The sequence below is a fragment of the Kangiella taiwanensis genome (genome assembly GCF_020005165.1).
Classification (GTDB): Bacteria; Pseudomonadota; Gammaproteobacteria; order Enterobacterales; family Kangiellaceae; genus Kangiella; species Kangiella taiwanensis.
In genome coordinates this window covers 847,158-865,103 of the sequence record NZ_JAHCLT010000001.1, presented here as the reverse complement: position 1 = coordinate 865,103, position 17,946 = coordinate 847,158, and the positions used below count along the sequence as shown (strand labels likewise).

Genomic DNA, 17,946 nt, shown 5'->3' with positions numbered 1-17,946 from the left:
TAAGTTAAAATAATAAAGTCGTATTGATAGGAAATATTAAACGACGTCGAGTACTCGCTCCGTTCTTTCAACCATACAAGTCAACAACGCCATACGCAGAAATACAGCACCGCGTGCTTGTGAGAAATACCAGTTATGTGACGTTTCATCTAAGTCTGTAGACAATTCATCTCCACGCGCTAAAGGATGTAAAATAATAGCGTCTTCTTTCAATGGAGAGTTCTTATCAAGCTTAAACTTGGTCCCATGCTCTTCATATGAATCACCAACCCAAGCAATGGCGTTTATATAGACTACGTCTAATGTGGGTAAGACATCATCTAAACTTCTGCTTAAGGTTAAGTTCAAGCCCTTCTTTTCTAATTTTTCACGCTGGCCTGGAGTAAAGATTTCATCTTCACCACTGTCATGAATTAAAACAACTTCTGAAAAAATATCAGGGAACAGCGCAAATAATTTTAATAAACTTCTCACCGTTCGCATAAAGCTAGGCACACCAATCACACCAATTTTTATTTTGGTGCCATTATTTTCAAGTAGCTCTGGCTTCCATTTGAAAATCGTATAGAGATCGGCCATTGCCTGTGTCGGATGCTCACGCGTACCGTTACCCGCATTAATGATAGGAATCCGAAGTGTCGAGGTCATCTCCGTCACTGACTCTTCGTTTGATTCACGCAGAACAACGCAATCACCATAGTTGTTAAACATTTCACCGACGTCAGCTAAAGACTCACCTTTCGCAATGCCGGTTGTTGCACGATCAGTGATCGACATAATATCGCCGCCTAAACGATGCCACGCACTTTCAAAAGACAAACGTGTTCGGGTACTGGGCTCATAGAATGCACTGATCAGGATTTTGCCTTTAAGGGGGTCACTAAAACGCAAAGGGTTGCTTTCATACTTACTGGCTAACCTAAACAACTGCAATATTGTGTCCGCATCAAACTGCTCTGCTGAAACAATATGCTGATTAGCAAGTACCTGTAGCTTGTCGCCATCTTCTTGTATTCGCTTTAATAAAGCTTTTGGGTGCGCGTCTCCAAACACATCAGGTTTCACACGCGAGAACTTCATACTTTCATCAACCATTGGGTTCACCATAATTCTTCCTTCAACCAATCCTTGATCATCAAGATAATTAATATTACTGGTGACAAGCAGGTTACGCCCATCGCCACCAGCACTAATGTTTCTAATGCTTCTAGAGAAATAATCACTGTGGTTTCTCCATATTCTTCAGACGTTGCCAATCAAAGTTATCGTTTTTAACCAACAAGCCAATCATGCAAATCACAAATGACACGATACAACTAAAGAGCGCTGCAACGTAGTCACCGACAGTATAGTAACCAATAAGTCCTGCCACACTTCCTAAAACAAAGGCACCTGTAGCAAACTCTCCAGACAATCTCTTTTGGTATAGACCTAACGTTATAGGCCATATAGTGCTAGCCACAAATCCTGCAGTTAGCAGTAAAACACCACCTAATGTTGACAGTCTCGGTAGACAAATTAACCAAGTTACAAACCCAAGTCCAAGAATCACTAACTTACTGATACGGTGTAACTTTTCTTTGCTGGCTTTTTTATCAACTAGGCCGTTATAAATATCTCGTGTGACTAAGTCACTGGTCGCTGCTAACAAAGAATCCAAGCTCGATGCTAGTGCCGAAAAGACTACAATAAAGACAAAAATAGCACCAATATCACCCAGTAAATTCGCAGCCACCATGGGGCCTACCATATCACTAGATTCAGGATACAAACCAAGTGATGGCGCCGCTAGTGCGATGAACCCTGTTACAATTGGTATGGGGAGCCACAACAAGCCAGACATAAGATATGCTTTTTTTCCAATTCCAGATCTAAATGCTAACGCTCGTGACCACCACACATTGGAGTGAAAAATCTCACCAAGTCCAAAAAAGATATTGTTAAACAGAAACAATAATGATGCTGGGAATAATAAATCTAGTAATTTTGGATGATACTGTTTGTTGTATTCATATACGGTCTCTAAGCCAACCGTCTGATAACAAACAAAACCGATGATTAATATGCCGACAATAATGATGATAGTTTGCACATAATCTGTTGCAATTACTGCTTTAAGACCACCCAATAGAGTATAACCAACACAGATCGCTAAAATCACCGTCATCCCAACGTGGTAACTCAAGCCACTTAAAGTACTCAGTAAAACTCCACCGGCCATGCCGAGACTGACTAACCATCCCATGGCATAACAAAAAGAAACTACTAAAAATGCAACCCAAGCAGCTTTACCATAACGAACGCGAATAAAGTCTCCGCAGGTATAACCTTTTGGCATCAACTCTTTGATTCGCTTTGCCATAGGAGCAAAAAATATTAAACCTAACGCAGCTAGCGAGTAACCTACCATGCCCCAAATACCATACTGGTAAGTAAGTTGTGGTGCCACAAGCGTCGTATTACTGGTAATCCAAGTTGCCATTGCTGTTGCGCCAGCAAATGCTAACCCGACGTTACGCCCCGCGAGCATAAAGTCATCTAAGGATTTATTCTTTCGGCCTAACCACCAGCCAAAGAAAATCCATACGACTCCAAAAAGAACCAATAACACTAACGCCGTTGTAATCGAAATCGGGTTATAGTCCATAATTACGCTTCTTCTTTATGACGGAAAACTTTAGTCACCATATAGCCAATCAGAATTAAGAATAATACGGCTCCAGAAGTAAAAATAATCCAAACTTTGGTCATAGAATGATGCTCGACAGTAACTTTCACTTGATTACTCACCGGTTGATCGTTGTTATCAAATAACTGTGCGTAATAAATACCATCGGAGAATCCGGTCAGACTTATTGCACGCTGCGTTGAGTGAATATCAATGGAGTGACTAATTGTCGTGAGAGATTGTTCCGAAGAAATTTTAAGTTGTTTTGCTGGGTGCTGTTCGTAATCGATTAAAGCACCTTTTATATTAGAAGTGTTTTTTTTAGAATTTTTAGCTACAGAAGATTCATCTTCCCTGTCACCCTCAGACTCTTGCGACTCTGAAGTGGTCGACTGCTTTTCGATGGGCCAAACTAAATTAAAGTGGCCTGATGTAATTGCCTCATCCTTGCCTTCTTTGAGTTGTAAGTCTAATGCGCATTGTCGCTCACCACACTCACTACTTATTGCCCCGCTACTCATCATCAGCAGGAACAGGAAGACCGATACCATGTATTTGGTCATAACCTAAGGTTGATGTCTCTGCGAAAGACAACCCACCTTAGCAAAGCTTTGAAATCAAATCAAACGGGTAGATCTAAGGTTCTAATTAAGGTATATATTTTAGACATGACTCACACTAATTAAGGTAATCATTATCAATCCAATCAATATTGAACGAATAGAAAATGATTTATACGAGTTATCAAAGTTTGGTTTCAACGAAAAAGACAAAGGCATTTATCGGCAGGGATTAACCGATATTGATATGCAGGCGCGGCGGTGGATAATGGAGAAATTTAAAAGCTGCGGTCTGACAACTCACATGGACGGTGCAGGCAATGTATGTGGACGCTTAGGCGACCCTGACCAACCAGCCGTTCTTATCGGCTCCCACCTTGACTCAGTCCCTGCAGGGGGGATGTTTGATGGTACTCTGGGCGTAATCGCGGGCCTAGAATGCATTCGAGTTATTCAAGAAAACAATATCGAGGTTAATTGCCCAATCGAAATTATCGGCACCAGCGAAGAAGAAGGCCGTTTTGGCGGCATGCTCGGCGCACAAGCTTTAAGTGGTCATTTAACTCTAGACTGGCTGGAGTCTGCTCGCGACCCTAAAGGAGAATATTTAAAAGATGCCCTGAAAAAATGTGGGCTAGATATTCACGATACTCTTCGTGCCCGACGCGACCCTTCCAGCATGAAGGCATTTTTAGAACTTCATATTGAGCAAGGTCCAGTCTTAGAAAATTCACAAAAATGCATCGGTGTGGTTGATGGTATTTCTGGTGTCTTTAAGTGGTTAGTTAAGCTTAAAGGTAAAGCGGATCATGCAGGTACAGCACCTATGGATATGCGCAGCGATGCTTTTATGGGACTGGCAGACTTTGCTCATGAGATCAGCCGTATTATTGATGAAGAAGGTACCGATAAAAGCCGTCTAACGATTGGACGAGTTGACTTAAAGCCTGGCTATGCTCACACCATTCCTGGCGAAGCACACTTCACCATTGTTGGTCGTGATATGCAGGAAGATATCATGCACCAACTGGCTAACAGTTGTCGCAAAGTTCTTTCCTCCATTGCTCGCAAGCATAAGCTTTATTTTGAGTATGAACAAATGAGTTGGCTTGAACCAAAATACTTTAGCCCTGAAGTGGTTGACCTGATCGAGGAAGAAGTTAAGGCATTGGATTACTCTTACATGAAGATGCCAAGCGGAGCAGGTCACGATATACAGTTCTTTACCGATTTAACACCAACAGGTTTGATATTTATCCCTAGTGTTGGTGGCGTCAGTCACGCACCAGATGAGTGGTCGCACTGGGATGATGTGGAAAAAGGCACACAAGTCCTACTCAACACACTCCTCCGTCTTGCCAAAGATTAAATCAAAATAAAAGGGGCCACCGGGCCCCTTTTTTCTATAAGCAAGATTTAGATGAATGGATCAGTTGATGCTAAGCAGCTTGTTCGCTTTTATCAGACTGATGCTCAATGGTTTTTGCATCGGATTTACCGATAGAAATTTTCTTAGGCTTCATAGCCTCAGGGATCTCTTTAACCAAGTTAATGGTCAGCAAACCGTTATTCATGTTTGCTTCTGTGACCTCAACGTAGTCCGCTAAATTAAACTTACGCTCGAAGGCACGGTAAGCAATTCCTTGATGTAAAAAGTTACGTTCTTTATCAGCATCAGCTTTACGACCACGAACGGTTAGAACGCCTTTTTCAGTCTGAATATCTAATTCATCTTGCTCAAAACCAGCCACCGCAATGGTAATTGCATACTGGTTTTCATCAAGAATTTCAATGTCATAAGGTGGGTAACCACCACTTGTTTGTTCGCCACGTAATGTGCTGTCGAGTAATGACGCTAAGCGGTCAAAACCTACACTACTACGGTATAATGGTGATAGATCGATTCTGTTCATAATTCATATCCTCCAAAAGAAGCAATATTGTTTAAAGTTAATGGCGTTAATCTCTCAGAGACTTAACGCTCAAAATAGATATAGGAACGAATTATTTTTTTTCAAGTGATTTTTTTGCAAACATAAAAAAAGCCACCCTCAGGTGGCTTTAATAAGCAGTTAGATTTACTTACCGATATGCTCTTCAAGGAAATCAAAAATCTTCTCAAAAGACTCAATGCGATAGTCAACATTTTCGAACCCATGACCATCTTCTCTATAATACGTCTTAACCTCTTTTCCTGCCTTCTTTAATGCCTCCTCCATCACGTAAGCATTCTCGATAGGTACACGAATGTCATCCTCACCATGAATTAAAAAAACTGGAACTTTTACTTTATCCGCATTGAATGCTGGAGATCGCTCTTTTAAAACCTCATCTTCTGATGAGCTATAATATCTTTTGAGATATGCGTTTTTTACTGCTTCGCTTGCATTTCGGAAAGAATCAGCTTTATCCCATTGAAGCCTTATATCATATATACCAGCCTCAGGAATGACACATTGATATAAATCTGGATGCCTAACCGCGGCATGCATTGAGGCATAGCCGCCATAACTGATGCCGTGCATACAAACACGATCTTTATCTGCATAGCCTTGCTTAATAGCCCAAAGGGTAGCATCGGCTAAGTCATCTTGCATTTTTGCGCCCCACTCCCCATAGCCTGCATTTCTAAATTCAGTACCGTAGTTACCAGAGCCTCTATAGTTAAGCTGAAGGACTAAATACCCCCTATTGGCTAAGAGCTGAGCTCTCCAGTCAAAGCCCCAGTAATCAGTTACTCCATATGGCCCACCGTGTGGGTATACAACCATAGGCAAATCTTTCAACTCTTTACCTTTTGGAATGGTTATTTGACCATACATTTTTAGACCATCACGTGCCTGCATTACAAATGGCTCGACGATAGACATTTGTCTTGGCTTAATGTGCGGCATAGAACTCGCAATGTACTTTGCTTTATTAGTTTCACGGTTAAAAAGATAAAAATCGCCAGCGCTTCTATCGCTCGATACGCTTGCAATAGTTAACCTACCATCATCGCTATAATTTGTTGTGAAGACTCTTGCTCCCTTAAAGCTTGCCCGAAGAGATTTATGAAACTGCACTTCAGCAGCTACTTCCTTATCCTCAAGATAATAGTAGCTTGGGTACCCAGGCTCATAATAAGCTCCAATAACCTCGCCTTCTGAGCCTCGAATAGGTGCTAAAACACTAGCATCTGGATGTCTAAATAGTTTCTCTATAGATTGATCTTCTGTATCTAATACGAACAACCCTAACGGACCCTCATAGTCTAAGTCGTAATTAGATCTAAAGTAAAACTTAGTATTATCTTTATTAAAGCCAACCCCAAGAACCACCGGCGGCTTTTCTCTATTTTTTGGGAGCTTTAATGTCTGCCAATCACCAAACTTATTTTTAATATGGAGTCTAGAAATATCGTCATTAATATCATCAGCATCTCTTGGGTCGTACTCCAAAGCGACACGAGGTACATCGTTCAAATCAACATCAATTGTTCTAATTGAAGCATCCTCACCTCCCACAGGTCTTGGAGAGTCAGTACTGTAATATAACTCTCCTTTATAAACGTCGAAGCGATGCAACTTTACATCACGCTCTGACCAGTGATACTTTCCCACCAAAATTTTTTCAGGATCGCTGTCAAGAACAGAAACTGTTTCGATATTTGAACGCTGGAAGTCCCACAAAAGAGAACGCCTTGTTCCATCGATGTTTCCAGCTACTAACTCAGACTCTTTTGGAGCACCATCTAGCCAACCTGTAATATTTTCTTGTAGCATCACAACACGTTCGTTATTAGCCCAAAAGAACATGATAACTTCTCGCTCTTCTCCAGCTTCAAAAGAAATTGTTATTTCTTTGCTTTTTAGATTCATAACAGCCAAGTTAACCTGACTACCGTCCTCGTAGGTAAAAGCAACATGTTCGCCATCTGGTGATATTTTTGCGGATTTGAATTGGGACTTTTTCGCAAAGTCCTCTATTGGAATATTTTTAGCTTGGGCCAACCCCAATGTCATCAAGCCTAAAAGGAAAGCTATCGCACTTCTCATTGTAAGTCCTTGTTATTTAATTAATAAATTTAACGCCAAATTATTCTACTTGACTATGCAGCCATCTTTTAGTGTTTTTTTGTAACAAGCTTCTTAAGCAATAGCCCCACAGCGAAGTAACCAAAAGTTGCTGTAATATGTGTCGCAGAGCCCATACCAACGTCGCATGCCATGCGCAGGGCGCGGTCAGAATCTGGCTTCTGTTGCGTTATTCCCCCATCGGGCAGCGGGTAAGAGAGTTGCTCAGTGGAATACACACAGGGAACTTGATATTTACGCTTCAAGTTGCTTGAAAAGCCATAGTCATAACGCAAAATTGAGCGAGTTTTTGCTAACAACGGATCATTATGAGTTCGCGTGATATCAGCCACTGTAATTTGTTGTGGGTCGATTTGACCACCAGCACCGCCGATACAAACGATATGAATTTTATTACGCTTACAGTGACGAATTAATGCCGCTTTGCTCCTAGCGCTATCAATTGCATCTACCACATAGTCAAACTTAGTGCCGATCAATTCACGCGTATTTTCCGGCTTCAATAAGTCTTCGATAACATTGATCTCACACGCTGGATTGATATCAGCGACTCGCTCAACCAGCACATCGCACTTCCCCTTCCCTACAGTGCTCTCTAATGCCACCAGCTGACGATTGATATTACTCTCGCTGACCTCATCAGGGTCAATCATAGTAATCTTGCCGATACCTGAGCGGGCCAAGGCTTCAACAACCCAAGAACCTACGCCGCCAACACCAATCACACACACGTGAGATTGTTTAAACTTTTCTAACCCAGCCTGGCCGTACAGCCTTGCTATGCCGCCAAATCGATTATCCAAAATAATACGCTTATCTATTAAGAAGTCACAATTATAACAATTGAATCGTCATAAAGTCAGGAGAGATAACGGGTTAGGTATTTTTTAGTGTTAAAAACCTTTAAAATAGCATCATCAATATAGAGAGGAGTCCTTATGACATTACGAACATTAATTACAGCTACAGCGCTTATCACAGCTTCAAGCGCAGCAAGCGCTGACTTTCTAGGTGTTTACGCCGGTGCTGATCGCTGGAATTACGATACCGAAGGGTTTATTCGCTCAGGTGGCGAAAACGTCGACTTGAATAACGACCTTGGCTTTAGCGATGACGATGACAACGTCTACTACCTTGCCTTTGAACACCCGGTTCCGTTCCTTCCAAACGTTAAGGTTCAGCAAAATAACTTAGAAGGTAGCGCCGTCGGCACAGCCTCGCAAACCTTCACGTTTGATGGTGTAACCTTCGCTGAAGGTAGCGAACTCACATCCAGCTATGACTTAACTCATATCGACTATACGCTTTATTACGAGCTGCTAGACAACTGGGTAAACTTAGATCTAGGCCTTACAGGTAAAGACTTCGATGGCTTTGCTGAAGTGAACTACACGGCCACGACAGGCGTTGTTGGCTCTCGTGTTGACTTAAAGGGCACGGTTCCAACAATCTATGGTAAAGCTCAGTTTGACCTACCGTTTACGGGGCTGAAAACTGGCGCTATCGTTAATATTGGCGAAAAATCTGGTGACAAACTTTCTGATATCAAAGCTTACTTGGCGTATGAAGGCGAAAGTGGTTTTGGCGTTGAACTTGGTTACCGAACGTTTGATGTTGAGTTTGATGACTTTGATTCACTTGCAAGCGATATTACTTTTGACGGTTTTTATGCGGGTTTCACTTTGCACCTGTAACCGCGAGTCAAAATACGAAGGCGCTGAAAAGCGCCTTTTTTCATTCTTTTTTACTTAGGGTCTTTTCCCGATATAACAATGCCAAAATCAATAATAAAGCAGGAATCCCTAACGAAGCCGCATAAGTAAAAAACATCGGGTAGCCCCAATTATCAATATTAACCCCACTAAAGCCCCCTAGAATTTTTCCTGTCAATGTCATCAGTGAGGTATAGAGTGCAAACTGTGTTGCAGTGAACTCTTGGTTAATTAAGGTCGCGAAATAAGCCATCAACACTCCCATGGAAAAGCCACCAGCCATGTTATCAGCACTGATCACAGCAATAAGAAAGCCAACATCTTTGGGCTGGCTTGCCATATAAGCAAACAGTAAGTTTGTTAAAATGACGAGGATAATACCCCATAACAAACACCACAAAATTTTAACCTTATTGACGACGTAACCACCAATGAAGGCGCCTAGAATGGTCATGATGACACCGTATATCTTCGAGTAATCAGCGATTTCATCTTTAGTAAAGCCCATATCGTCATAGAACACATTGGTCATCACGCCCAGCACGATATCGCTGACGCGGAAAGAAAGAATAAAGGCGATAATCACAAGCCCCCACCACTTGTAGCGGCGGAAGAAATCTACGAATGGTGATAATATCGCCTTAACGAAATACATGAAGGCTGGATGGTTCTGTATTTTGCCTTTGAGCGTTTCTTTATTTTGAGCCAGTGGCTGGAGTAACTTTTCAGAAATATCTTTTTCTAACTCAGTTTCACCAAGCACTTGTTTTTTATGTGGCGGCTCAGGCGATAGTAAACCACCCAAGATACCCACCCCCATACAAATCGCCATAATCTGATAGCTCACTTCCCAGTCGTAACTGGCAGCTATTTTTAATGCGCCCGCACCAGCAACAATCATGCCGATTCGATAACCCATAATATAAGTCGCTGCGGCTGCACCTTGCTTTTTATCATCGTTCGATTCAACTCGAAACGCATCAATGACAATGTCTTGGGTCGCCGATAAAAATGCTGTGATCAACGCAAAGATAACTAGTCGCTGAGTATCTGTTCCGGCATCAGTTTTAGAAATCATGTATAGCCCAAGAGCAATACCAATTTGTGCAAATAGAAGCCAGCTCTTACGTTTACCCAATAATCTACTGAGAATAGGGAGCTTAAAGTTATCGACAACAGGTGACCAAATAACCTTGATCGAGTAAGCAAGGCCTATCCACGATGCAAAACCTATTTCGCTTCGTGAAATACCAGCGTCTTTCAACAGTAGTGACAAAGTCCCCAAAACCAACAACAGTGGTAGCCCCGCGGAGAAGCCAAGGAATAACATTCTGAACACTTCAGGCTGAAAGTAGACGAAGTTTTTAACGCTTTTAGGGAGTTTTATTCTTGTTAAAATCACTATAAGATAATTCTCATTGTATTAAACAGTGTTGCTTATGATTTCAATTCTTGGTGCTGGCGCTATCGGCCAACTGCTTGCCCATAAACTAACTGAAGCGTCTATTGATTGCCAGTTAATTGTCAGAGGCGATAACCAGTATCATTCCAAGCAGTGGGCGTTGGTTCGCCAAGACCATCAAACTTACCACGAAATTCCCGTAAAAACTGCTTCTAATTGTGGGGAATTGAGGCATCTATGGCTCTGCGTCAAAACCTCACAGCTTGAATCGGCGCTTGATTCTGTAAAAGACTCGATATCCTCGAGCACGCAAATAGTACTGTTTCAAAACGGCATGGGTAATGACAACGTTGCTTTGCAATATGTCAGCTCCGAGCAGATTTATTTCGCCAGCAATACCCACGGCGCATTCCGTTCAAGCACACAAACAGTGACCTATGCCGGCGAAGGCTCCGTCACCTTCGGTCGCCTAGCACAAGGATCACAGCCTGAATGGCTAACTGATAAGCTACTCAAAGCTCTGGATGCCACTTGGCATGATGATATCCGTAGCGTTTTATGGCAAAAGCTATTCATCAATGCAGTCGTCAATCCACTTACAGCGCTATATCAATGTAAAAATGGCGAATTGCTTGACGCGGATAAACAATCTCGTGTTCTCGCACTGATTAACGAAAACCGACAGGTTGCAAAAGCATTGAAGCTTGATATTGCCGATAACCTCAAAGAAGTAACGTTGCAGGTGATAAAGTCTACTGCCAAGAACCAGTCGTCAATGCTGCAAGATGTTCTGAACCAACAAACGACTGAAATTAATGCGATTAATGGCTATTTACTGGATCAAGCATCATCATTGGGAGTTGCCGTACCGCATCACTGGAGACTATGGAGTGACTTCCATATCGCCTACCCGCCATTGAAGTCTCTGGCCCAAGAAAAGGCTGAGTCGCTGGATGCCCTAAGTTACCAGGTTACGCAACAACATGGGACTGAACCGCCATTTTCAGGGAGTTATAACCTACATCACGAACAAGGCACGTACCACTGCGTTTGCTGTAACTCGCCGCTATTTAAAGACACTTCAAAATTTGATGCAGGTTGTGGTTGGCCAAGTTTTGATCGTGCCCAAGATAACAAAGCCATTGCTTACAAGCTCGACACTAGCCACGGCATGACACGTACCGAAATTCTCTGTTCGCAATGTGGCTCTCACTTAGGTCATGTCTTTGAAGATGGCCCCACCGACACCGGTCAGCGCTTTTGTGTTAATTCAGTTAGTTTACAATTCCAACAGGAAACCTCATGATGAAACTTACGCTCCTTTTCATATTATCATTAATGATCTTAACGGGTTGCAAGACTACTGAGACACCTTCTAGTGATCACTCACAGCATAGCCGCTTTAGCCAGCACATGGACGCTCAAGGCCCTATCACCATAAATGAATTGCAAAGTGAGTACCCGATATTTGCCGTCAAGCGACAACACGAATTAAATACTGATGCTGTGTATGCCCTCAATCAAATCACAACACCAACCCAAATCATTGCATTCTTTGGTACTTGGTGTCATGACAGCCAACGTGAGATTCCAAACCTTCTCAAACTCAAAAAAGCATTGAACAACCCAAATATTCAACTGCAACTGATCGCACTGGATAGACAAAAAACTGACAATCAAGGACTTGCCGAAAAAGCTGACGTCGAGTACACGCCAACGATAATCGTGTACCAAAATCAAGAAGAGCTCGGGAGGATTGTAGAAACGACTTCTGAGCCTATAGAACTAGAGCTACTGAATATTTTACGCCAAGAGTAATAGGTAACGCTCTGAGTTAAGGCACTAACACACGCTTCAAAGAAGCACCGCTACGCACCCAAGGAGAAACATCAGGGTGTCGACTTTGTATGCCCGCGGCAAACTGCTGCGCTTCAAGCTGCGTCTCAAAGCCGACTGCCACCACTGTAAAGTAGCGGTTCCCCTTTACTTCCGTTTGGAACAACTCGCCTGTATTAAGCCGAGCCATTAGAGCTAATGCCGAAGATTCTTGACTGTAAGCTCCAAGCTGAACAACCCACCATGAAAGCGCACTTTCCTCGTCAGTAACCGGAACGATAGTTTCGTCCGACTCAACAGCTTGCAACTCCTCCGGCTTCTCAGCGTCAGGGCTAGGGAGTTCAGGCTCAACAAAACTGTTCTCAATATCCACGCTTTCAGAGGAACTCGTTTCATTGACCACTACAGGCGACTCATTAAGTTCGAGCTTCTCTGTGGTACTCGACTCTTTGTCTTCAAGACGCTCTCGTTCCGCTAAACGTTGTTTAGCTATACGTTTAAACTCAGCGCTTGATTCTTGGCAGCGCCACTCTTCTTCACTTTCAGGCGTGCAAAACCACTGCTCGTCTTGCGCCTTAATTTTAAATACATCAGGTTTGCTGGCACAGCCAGTCAGTCCTAACAAGGCAAGACTTATCATGAAAACGATTACTGCGAATGAACGAGTCACTGTCATAAATTTTCCGTTAATTAAGCCCAACAAACAACTTGTTGATTTATTTAACAATATTACTTAAACAAATCATCTTCAAGCGGTTTTTGTTGACGGTAACGGTCTAAATGTTCTTGATAGTACTTAATGAGATGTTCAGAACAATGCTCACAGTCGTCAGATTGAGCCAAAGACAACGCTTGTTCCTGAGTGGTGATAGCGGCATTAAAATCATTATTAGCCGCATAGGCCGCAGCTAAAGTATCTAGGTAGCCATGACTTTTAGGGTGTTTCTTGACGGCTTTTTTGGCCAAAGCAATTGCGCCGTTAGGATCAAACAAATCGCTATCACGCGCTAGAGCCTTAATCCATGCCAAATTATTCATTGAGCGGTGGTTGCCCTGCTCTACAGAAAGCTGATACCAATAAGTCGCCTCGTTTGGACTTCGCTTCTGTTCCATATAACCGAACAAAAATACATTCCCCATCCAGAACTGAGCGACATCATCTCCAGCTTCAGCGTATTCTTGCATCTGCTGTATTGCTTTTGTTGCAGTCGCATCATCCACGTCTTTTGATAAAAAAGTCCAGACAGTGCTATGAAAAATGGCTTTTTGAAAGCCTGCCTCGGCTGACCTCTCAATCAACTCACGCCCTTCTTGCCTTTGGCCTTGTCGAAGATAAATCATGCCCAAGAAATATTGCGAAGCACTATCACCATCATCGGCTGCTTTTTGACAATGCTTTTGCGCAATTTTAAAGCTATCAGTATTAAAGTGCGTTTCGCAAAGACGGGAATGTTTTTTAGCCTCACCACACGCCACCAACAACAGTAGGCACAAAGGCGCTACGGCTGCGACCTTGAGGGCAGATAGGTTTTTAAGACTAAAAATCATCGGGATTTACTAAAATTCACGCTATAGATACCTTTATTATGGTAAAACAATCGGTAAAATGCACCATAAATTAAGAAAATATAGAGGAAAACATGTCTGAACACAGTAAAAAGCATGCTCAACCATTAAGCCAAGACGCACTTGATACACTCTTTAACGACGCTCGTACCTATAACGACTTTGAAGATACCGAAGTCTCTGACGAGCTTCTACATAAGCTGCATGACTTAGTGGTTATGGGCCCGACTTCAGCTAACTGTCTTCCAATGCGCGTGGTTTTCGTGAAAAGTGACGAAGCCAAAGAAAAGTTAAAGCCTTGCTTGATGGAAGGTAACGTTGATAAAACAATGAGCGCACCAGTTTGTGCAATCATTGGCATGGATATGGAGTTCTATGAGCACTTACCGAAGCTCTTCCCGCACACTGACGCTAAAAGTTGGTTTGTGGGCAATGACAAATTCATTGAGTCTACCGCCTTCCGCAACAGCTCGCTTCAAGGCGGCTACTTCATTATGGCAGCGCGCGCGCTTGGTCTTGATTGTGGTCCTATGTCTGGTTTCAGCCCCAAAAAAATCAATGAAGCCTTTTTCGATGGTACTAGCACTAAAGTGAACTTCCTGTGCAACTTGGGCTATGGAACGAAAAAAGACTTATTCCCTCGCAGCCCACGCTTTGACTTTGATGAAGCTAACTCTATCGTATAGAGGGTAACCTAATGGACAATAACAACGAGTTTATTCACGAGGACGAGCAAAAGCCGAGCGACTTTGAGCCAGCGCAAAGCCAGACGATCTCGCCCATCCGTGGTTTTTTCTGGTTAGAGCGGAGTTTGAGTGATATTTATGCACCAAACTTCAAAGGCTGGTTTGTTGCTGCTTTGATTTACTCACTGCTGACTAATTTTATTCCGGCGTTGCTACCAGCATCATCGTTTATCATGGCTATAGTAAACCCGTTATTAATTGCTGGGTTATTACTCGGTGCCGACGCTGTGTACAAGAAGCAAGGCAGTGTGAAACCATTGCAAATGTTTGAAGCATTCAAGCATAAAAACATCGGTCAACTCGTGTTATATACCATCGCGGCAATTCTGATGGTGTTTATCGCGACCATGATATTAATGTCTTACATTGGTCTTGAAGTGATTAATGGTATCGACATGGCTCGTATTGAGGCAGGTGATGAGCAATACGGTATGTCTGTTCTCAAAAAAGTCGCGCCAGCGATCCCTTGGGCAGCATTACTGGCCATTCTAATTTCATTAGCTACTTGGTTTGCCGTCAGTTTAATACTGTTTAGTAACCAAAAAGCACTACCTGCTATTGGGAATAGTTTTGTTGGTGGCCTCAAGAACTTCTTTGCTGTGTTGGTTTTTGTCGTTGTTCTCATCGTTTGTTTAGTTGTGATTGTCCTCATCACATCACTCATACTGTCGATGTTTGCTGCGCTAATAGCAAACCCTTACATACAGGTATTAATTAATGTAGTGATCAATGCGTTAGCCGTCCCAGTCTTTATTGGCGTGACCTATATCGCTTATCGCGAGATCTTCTTGGGCGACATTACTAAATCAGAGAACAGTTTGTAAGTTATAAAATAGCTTTATACAAACACATAAAAAAGAGGAGCCGAAGCTCCTCTTTTTTATTACGAACTTGAATCAGACGGTTAGTCTTTCAAGTGCTCTTCAAACAAATAATAAATACGCTTGTATTCATCCAACCAGCTCGATGGCTCTTTAAAGCCATGAGGTTCGATCGGATAGATTGCAGTTTCAAAGTACTCCGTTTTTTCCAGCTCAATTAAACGCTGTACTAAACGTACCGTGTCTTTGAAGAATACATTGTCATCGACCATGCCATGCGCGATCAGCAATGGCTTATTCAAACCCTCTGCGAACTCAATCGGAGAGCTACGCTCGAATGCCACAGGGTCAACTTCTGGTGTGTTTAGGATGTTCGAAGTATAAGGGTGATTGTAGTGTACCCAGTCCGTCACAGGGCGTAACGACGCACCCGCGGCAAACTCGTCTGGCGCTGTAAACAAGCCCATAAAGGTTAAGAAGCCACCGTAAGAGCCGCCATAGATACCGACGTTTTGGCGATCGATGTTAGCGTTAGCCTCCATCCAATTTGCACCATCAACTAAATCCACTACCTCAGGCGTGCCCATTTTACGATAGATTGCTGTTCTCCAGTCACGACCATAACCGGCTGAACCACGGTAGTCGATATCAAGGACAACATAGCCTTGCTGGTTCAAGAAGGTATGGAACATGAACTCACGAAAGTAAAGAGACCAACCTTGGTGCGCATTCTGTAAATAGCCCGCACCGTGAATAAAGATCACCGCAGGATACTTTTCTTCGAGATTCGCGTCATATCCAGCAGGCTTATACAAGCGCGCATAAATCGGCTGATCCACTTCACGCGATGGAATTTCAACGTACTCGGGCTTTGACCATGGCATTAACTTAAATTTTTCAGACGTCGTAAAGGTCACCTGCTTAGCGGCATTGCCTGACACCGACGTTACAAACAACTCAGGCGGGCTCAACGCTTCAGAGTGACTAATGATTAGCTGTTGTCCATTTGGAGATAGCACATAGTCGTTTTTACCACCCAAATCAGTAACTGCTTCAGAGTCACCACCGGATGCCTTAACGCGATACACTTCATAAATACCAGGGTGTTTCTTGTTTGCACGGTAATACAAATAATCGCTGTTTGGATCTTTGCTTACACTATCGACCACGTAACGGCCTTTGGTTAATGCATCAGGGCGGTCACCAAGCTCCTTAACGTATAAGTGGCTATACCCTGTGTCTTCGGCAGTGAAGTAAATGGTTTCGTTATCAACCCAGCCAAAATCATTAAAGTTCCAGTCATTGACCCACGCCATGTCACGTAAATGATGCTCAGTATCCAGCTCTTTATCATCCGTATCGACACTCACTAACCAACGATCTTTATTGTCATCTGAGTAGAGCATTACTAACGCAGTGTCGCCATTGTCGTTCCACTCAATGCCACGGTTAGCAATCCAATCGAACACAGCAACACCACGAGGCTCTTTGCTTGGTTTGTATTTTTCACCATTACGCTTCGCTGTCGCACGCTTAATGTCTGCTAAAGGGTCATCATCCAGCTCAGGTAAGTCATCGTACTTTAGCTCCGTTTTTTCGCCGGTGGTTAAATCCAGCAAATACAAAGTTTCATGACGCGGCGTGTAAGTTCCCACTAAAGGACGAACTTCCTCATTTCTGACATAACCATCTTCAGTTACAAAATGTGGCATGTTGTCATTTTTGCCTTTTTTATCAGACTTATCGTAAGTGCCGACTACGACAAACTTACCATTAGGCGATAAACTTAACGTATGAATTTCTTTCTTTCCTAGATACCAAGGGTCACTTACAGCCCGAGGACTGCTTCCAGCGATATCCTTCTGACGCTGCTTATTATAATCGCGCTCTTCTTGCTGCTTGCGGATATAGTCAAAGTAACGCGTTTGCTGCCTTTCTAAGTAACCGTCTTCTTTGTCTTTATTCGGGTCGTCTTTTAAGCGAATATCAAGCAATTGCGAGACTAACCCAGAAGACAAGTCAATCGTGTAAAAAGAGTTATTATCACGGTAAGCAACTGTATCGTTACCAATAAATTGTGGGTTACCCTCATTGGCATGAGTTTTAGTGAGCTGACGGACATCGCCAGAATCTAAGTACTTAACGTATAAGTCACCACGAAGGTTATAGACTTTAAGCTTCTTATTTGGGCTAATATCACCGCCACGGCTGTCGACTTCGAATAACTCTTCGTCGGTAACGGCTTGTAAATCATTGTTGGCTAAATTCAAATGCCAGAGCTTACGCTCATTATGCCCTTTGACCTTTTGGTGATAGTAAATCGATTGACCATCATCAGCCCAGTAAGGCGACTCAGGCGCATTACCAATCCAGTCAGGATCGGCCATCACTTGTTCTAGGGTTAACTGAGTTTTAACCGTGTCTTTAGCCTCTAGGCTCGCCGCAAACGAAACCGCCGCTGCAACACCCGTCGCCACAACCCAGTTTTTGATTGATTGTTTTATGACCACTTAACTACTCCACACATAACAAATTTTTACTAAGCTTACGCGCCTAATG

At 42.9% G+C, this 17,946-nt stretch carries 16 protein-coding genes; 6 read left to right on the top strand and 10 right to left on the bottom strand.

The window, feature by feature from the left end:
- Window positions 1–36: 36 nt before the first annotated feature.
- From KFK88_RS04170 to KFK88_RS04160, 3 genes are all read right to left on the bottom strand, one after another.
- Window positions 37–1,095: an aspartate carbamoyltransferase gene (locus KFK88_RS04170; RefSeq protein ID WP_396326641.1), complete on the bottom strand. Its 1,059-nt coding sequence runs from the start codon at window positions 1,093–1,095 to the stop codon at window positions 37–39.
- A gap of 124 nt (window positions 1,096–1,219) precedes the next feature.
- Window positions 1,220–2,647, bottom strand: coding sequence for a sodium:solute symporter family protein (locus tag KFK88_RS04165; protein WP_223577394.1), 1,428 nt, complete (start codon window positions 2,645–2,647; stop codon window positions 1,220–1,222).
- A 2-nt stretch (window positions 2,648–2,649) separates the two neighbouring features.
- Window positions 2,650–3,231: a hypothetical protein gene (locus KFK88_RS04160; protein WP_223577393.1), complete on the bottom strand. Its 582-nt coding sequence runs from the start codon at window positions 3,229–3,231 to the stop codon at window positions 2,650–2,652.
- 133 nt (window positions 3,232–3,364) lie between these two features.
- Here KFK88_RS04160 and KFK88_RS04155 point away from each other — a divergent pair, with 133 nt between their 5' ends.
- The gene (locus KFK88_RS04155) at window positions 3,365–4,597 is read left to right on the top strand and encodes a Zn-dependent hydrolase (protein WP_345251999.1); all 1,233 of its coding nucleotides are present in this window, start codon (window positions 3,365–3,367) and stop codon (window positions 4,595–4,597) included.
- Window positions 4,598–4,667: 70 nt separating this feature from the next.
- Here the strand turns inward: KFK88_RS04155 and KFK88_RS04150 are convergent, their stop codons facing one another.
- The 3 genes from KFK88_RS04150 to tcdA form a co-directional block, all read right to left on the bottom strand.
- Window positions 4,668–5,141, bottom strand: coding sequence for an Hsp20 family protein (locus KFK88_RS04150; RefSeq protein ID WP_223577392.1), 474 nt, complete (start codon window positions 5,139–5,141; stop codon window positions 4,668–4,670).
- Between the two features lie 165 nt (window positions 5,142–5,306).
- On the bottom strand, window positions 5,307–7,265 hold the full coding sequence (locus KFK88_RS04145) for an alpha/beta hydrolase family protein (protein ID WP_223577391.1): 1,959 nt from the start codon (window positions 7,263–7,265) through the stop codon (window positions 5,307–5,309).
- 68 nt (window positions 7,266–7,333) lie between these two features.
- Entirely contained in the window at window positions 7,334–8,113 is a 780-nt protein-coding gene (gene tcdA, locus KFK88_RS04140; protein ID WP_223577668.1) for a tRNA cyclic N6-threonylcarbamoyladenosine(37) synthase TcdA, read from the bottom strand.
- A gap of 129 nt (window positions 8,114–8,242) precedes the next feature.
- Between tcdA and KFK88_RS04135 the strand changes: the two genes are divergently transcribed.
- A complete protein-coding gene (locus KFK88_RS04135) occupies window positions 8,243–8,998 on the top strand; it encodes a TIGR04219 family outer membrane beta-barrel protein (protein ID WP_223577390.1) in 756 nt (251 codons plus the stop codon).
- A gap of 40 nt (window positions 8,999–9,038) precedes the next feature.
- Here the strand turns inward: KFK88_RS04135 and KFK88_RS04130 are convergent, their stop codons facing one another.
- Window positions 9,039–10,418, bottom strand: a complete 1,380-nt coding sequence (locus KFK88_RS04130) for an AmpG family muropeptide MFS transporter (RefSeq protein WP_396326634.1) — start codon at window positions 10,416–10,418, stop codon at window positions 9,039–9,041.
- Window positions 10,419–10,455: 37 nt separating this feature from the next.
- Here KFK88_RS04130 and msrB point away from each other — a divergent pair, with 37 nt between their 5' ends.
- The gene (msrB, locus tag KFK88_RS04125; RefSeq protein ID WP_263296336.1) at window positions 10,456–11,724 is read left to right on the top strand and encodes a peptide-methionine (R)-S-oxide reductase MsrB; all 1,269 of its coding nucleotides are present in this window, start codon (window positions 10,456–10,458) and stop codon (window positions 11,722–11,724) included.
- Entirely contained in the window at window positions 11,721–12,236 is a 516-nt protein-coding gene (locus KFK88_RS04115; protein WP_223577388.1) for a thioredoxin family protein, read from the top strand. Before msrB ends, KFK88_RS04115 begins: the two co-directional genes overlap by 4 nt.
- Window positions 12,237–12,252: 16 nt before the next feature.
- Here KFK88_RS04115 and KFK88_RS04110 read toward each other — a convergent pair whose 3' ends face one another.
- On the bottom strand, window positions 12,253–12,930 hold the full coding sequence (locus tag KFK88_RS04110; RefSeq protein WP_223577387.1) for an SPOR domain-containing protein: 678 nt from the start codon (window positions 12,928–12,930) through the stop codon (window positions 12,253–12,255).
- A 53-nt stretch (window positions 12,931–12,983) separates the two neighbouring features.
- Window positions 12,984–13,802, bottom strand: a complete 819-nt coding sequence (locus tag KFK88_RS04105; protein ID WP_223577386.1) for a tetratricopeptide repeat protein — start codon at window positions 13,800–13,802, stop codon at window positions 12,984–12,986.
- A gap of 92 nt (window positions 13,803–13,894) precedes the next feature.
- Between KFK88_RS04105 and KFK88_RS04100 the strand changes: the two genes are divergently transcribed.
- Complete coding sequence (locus KFK88_RS04100; RefSeq protein ID WP_223577385.1) at window positions 13,895–14,506, top strand: malonic semialdehyde reductase; 612 nt, start codon at window positions 13,895–13,897, stop codon at window positions 14,504–14,506.
- 11 nt (window positions 14,507–14,517) lie between these two features.
- Entirely contained in the window at window positions 14,518–15,390 is an 873-nt protein-coding gene (locus tag KFK88_RS04095; RefSeq protein ID WP_223577384.1) for a BPSS1780 family membrane protein, read from the top strand.
- An 80-nt stretch (window positions 15,391–15,470) separates the two neighbouring features.
- On the opposite strand, the gene KFK88_RS04090 is transcribed toward KFK88_RS04095, so the two are convergent.
- Entirely contained in the window at window positions 15,471–17,897 is a 2,427-nt protein-coding gene (locus tag KFK88_RS04090; RefSeq protein ID WP_223577383.1) for a S9 family peptidase, read from the bottom strand.
- Window positions 17,898–17,946: the final 49 nt, after the last annotated feature.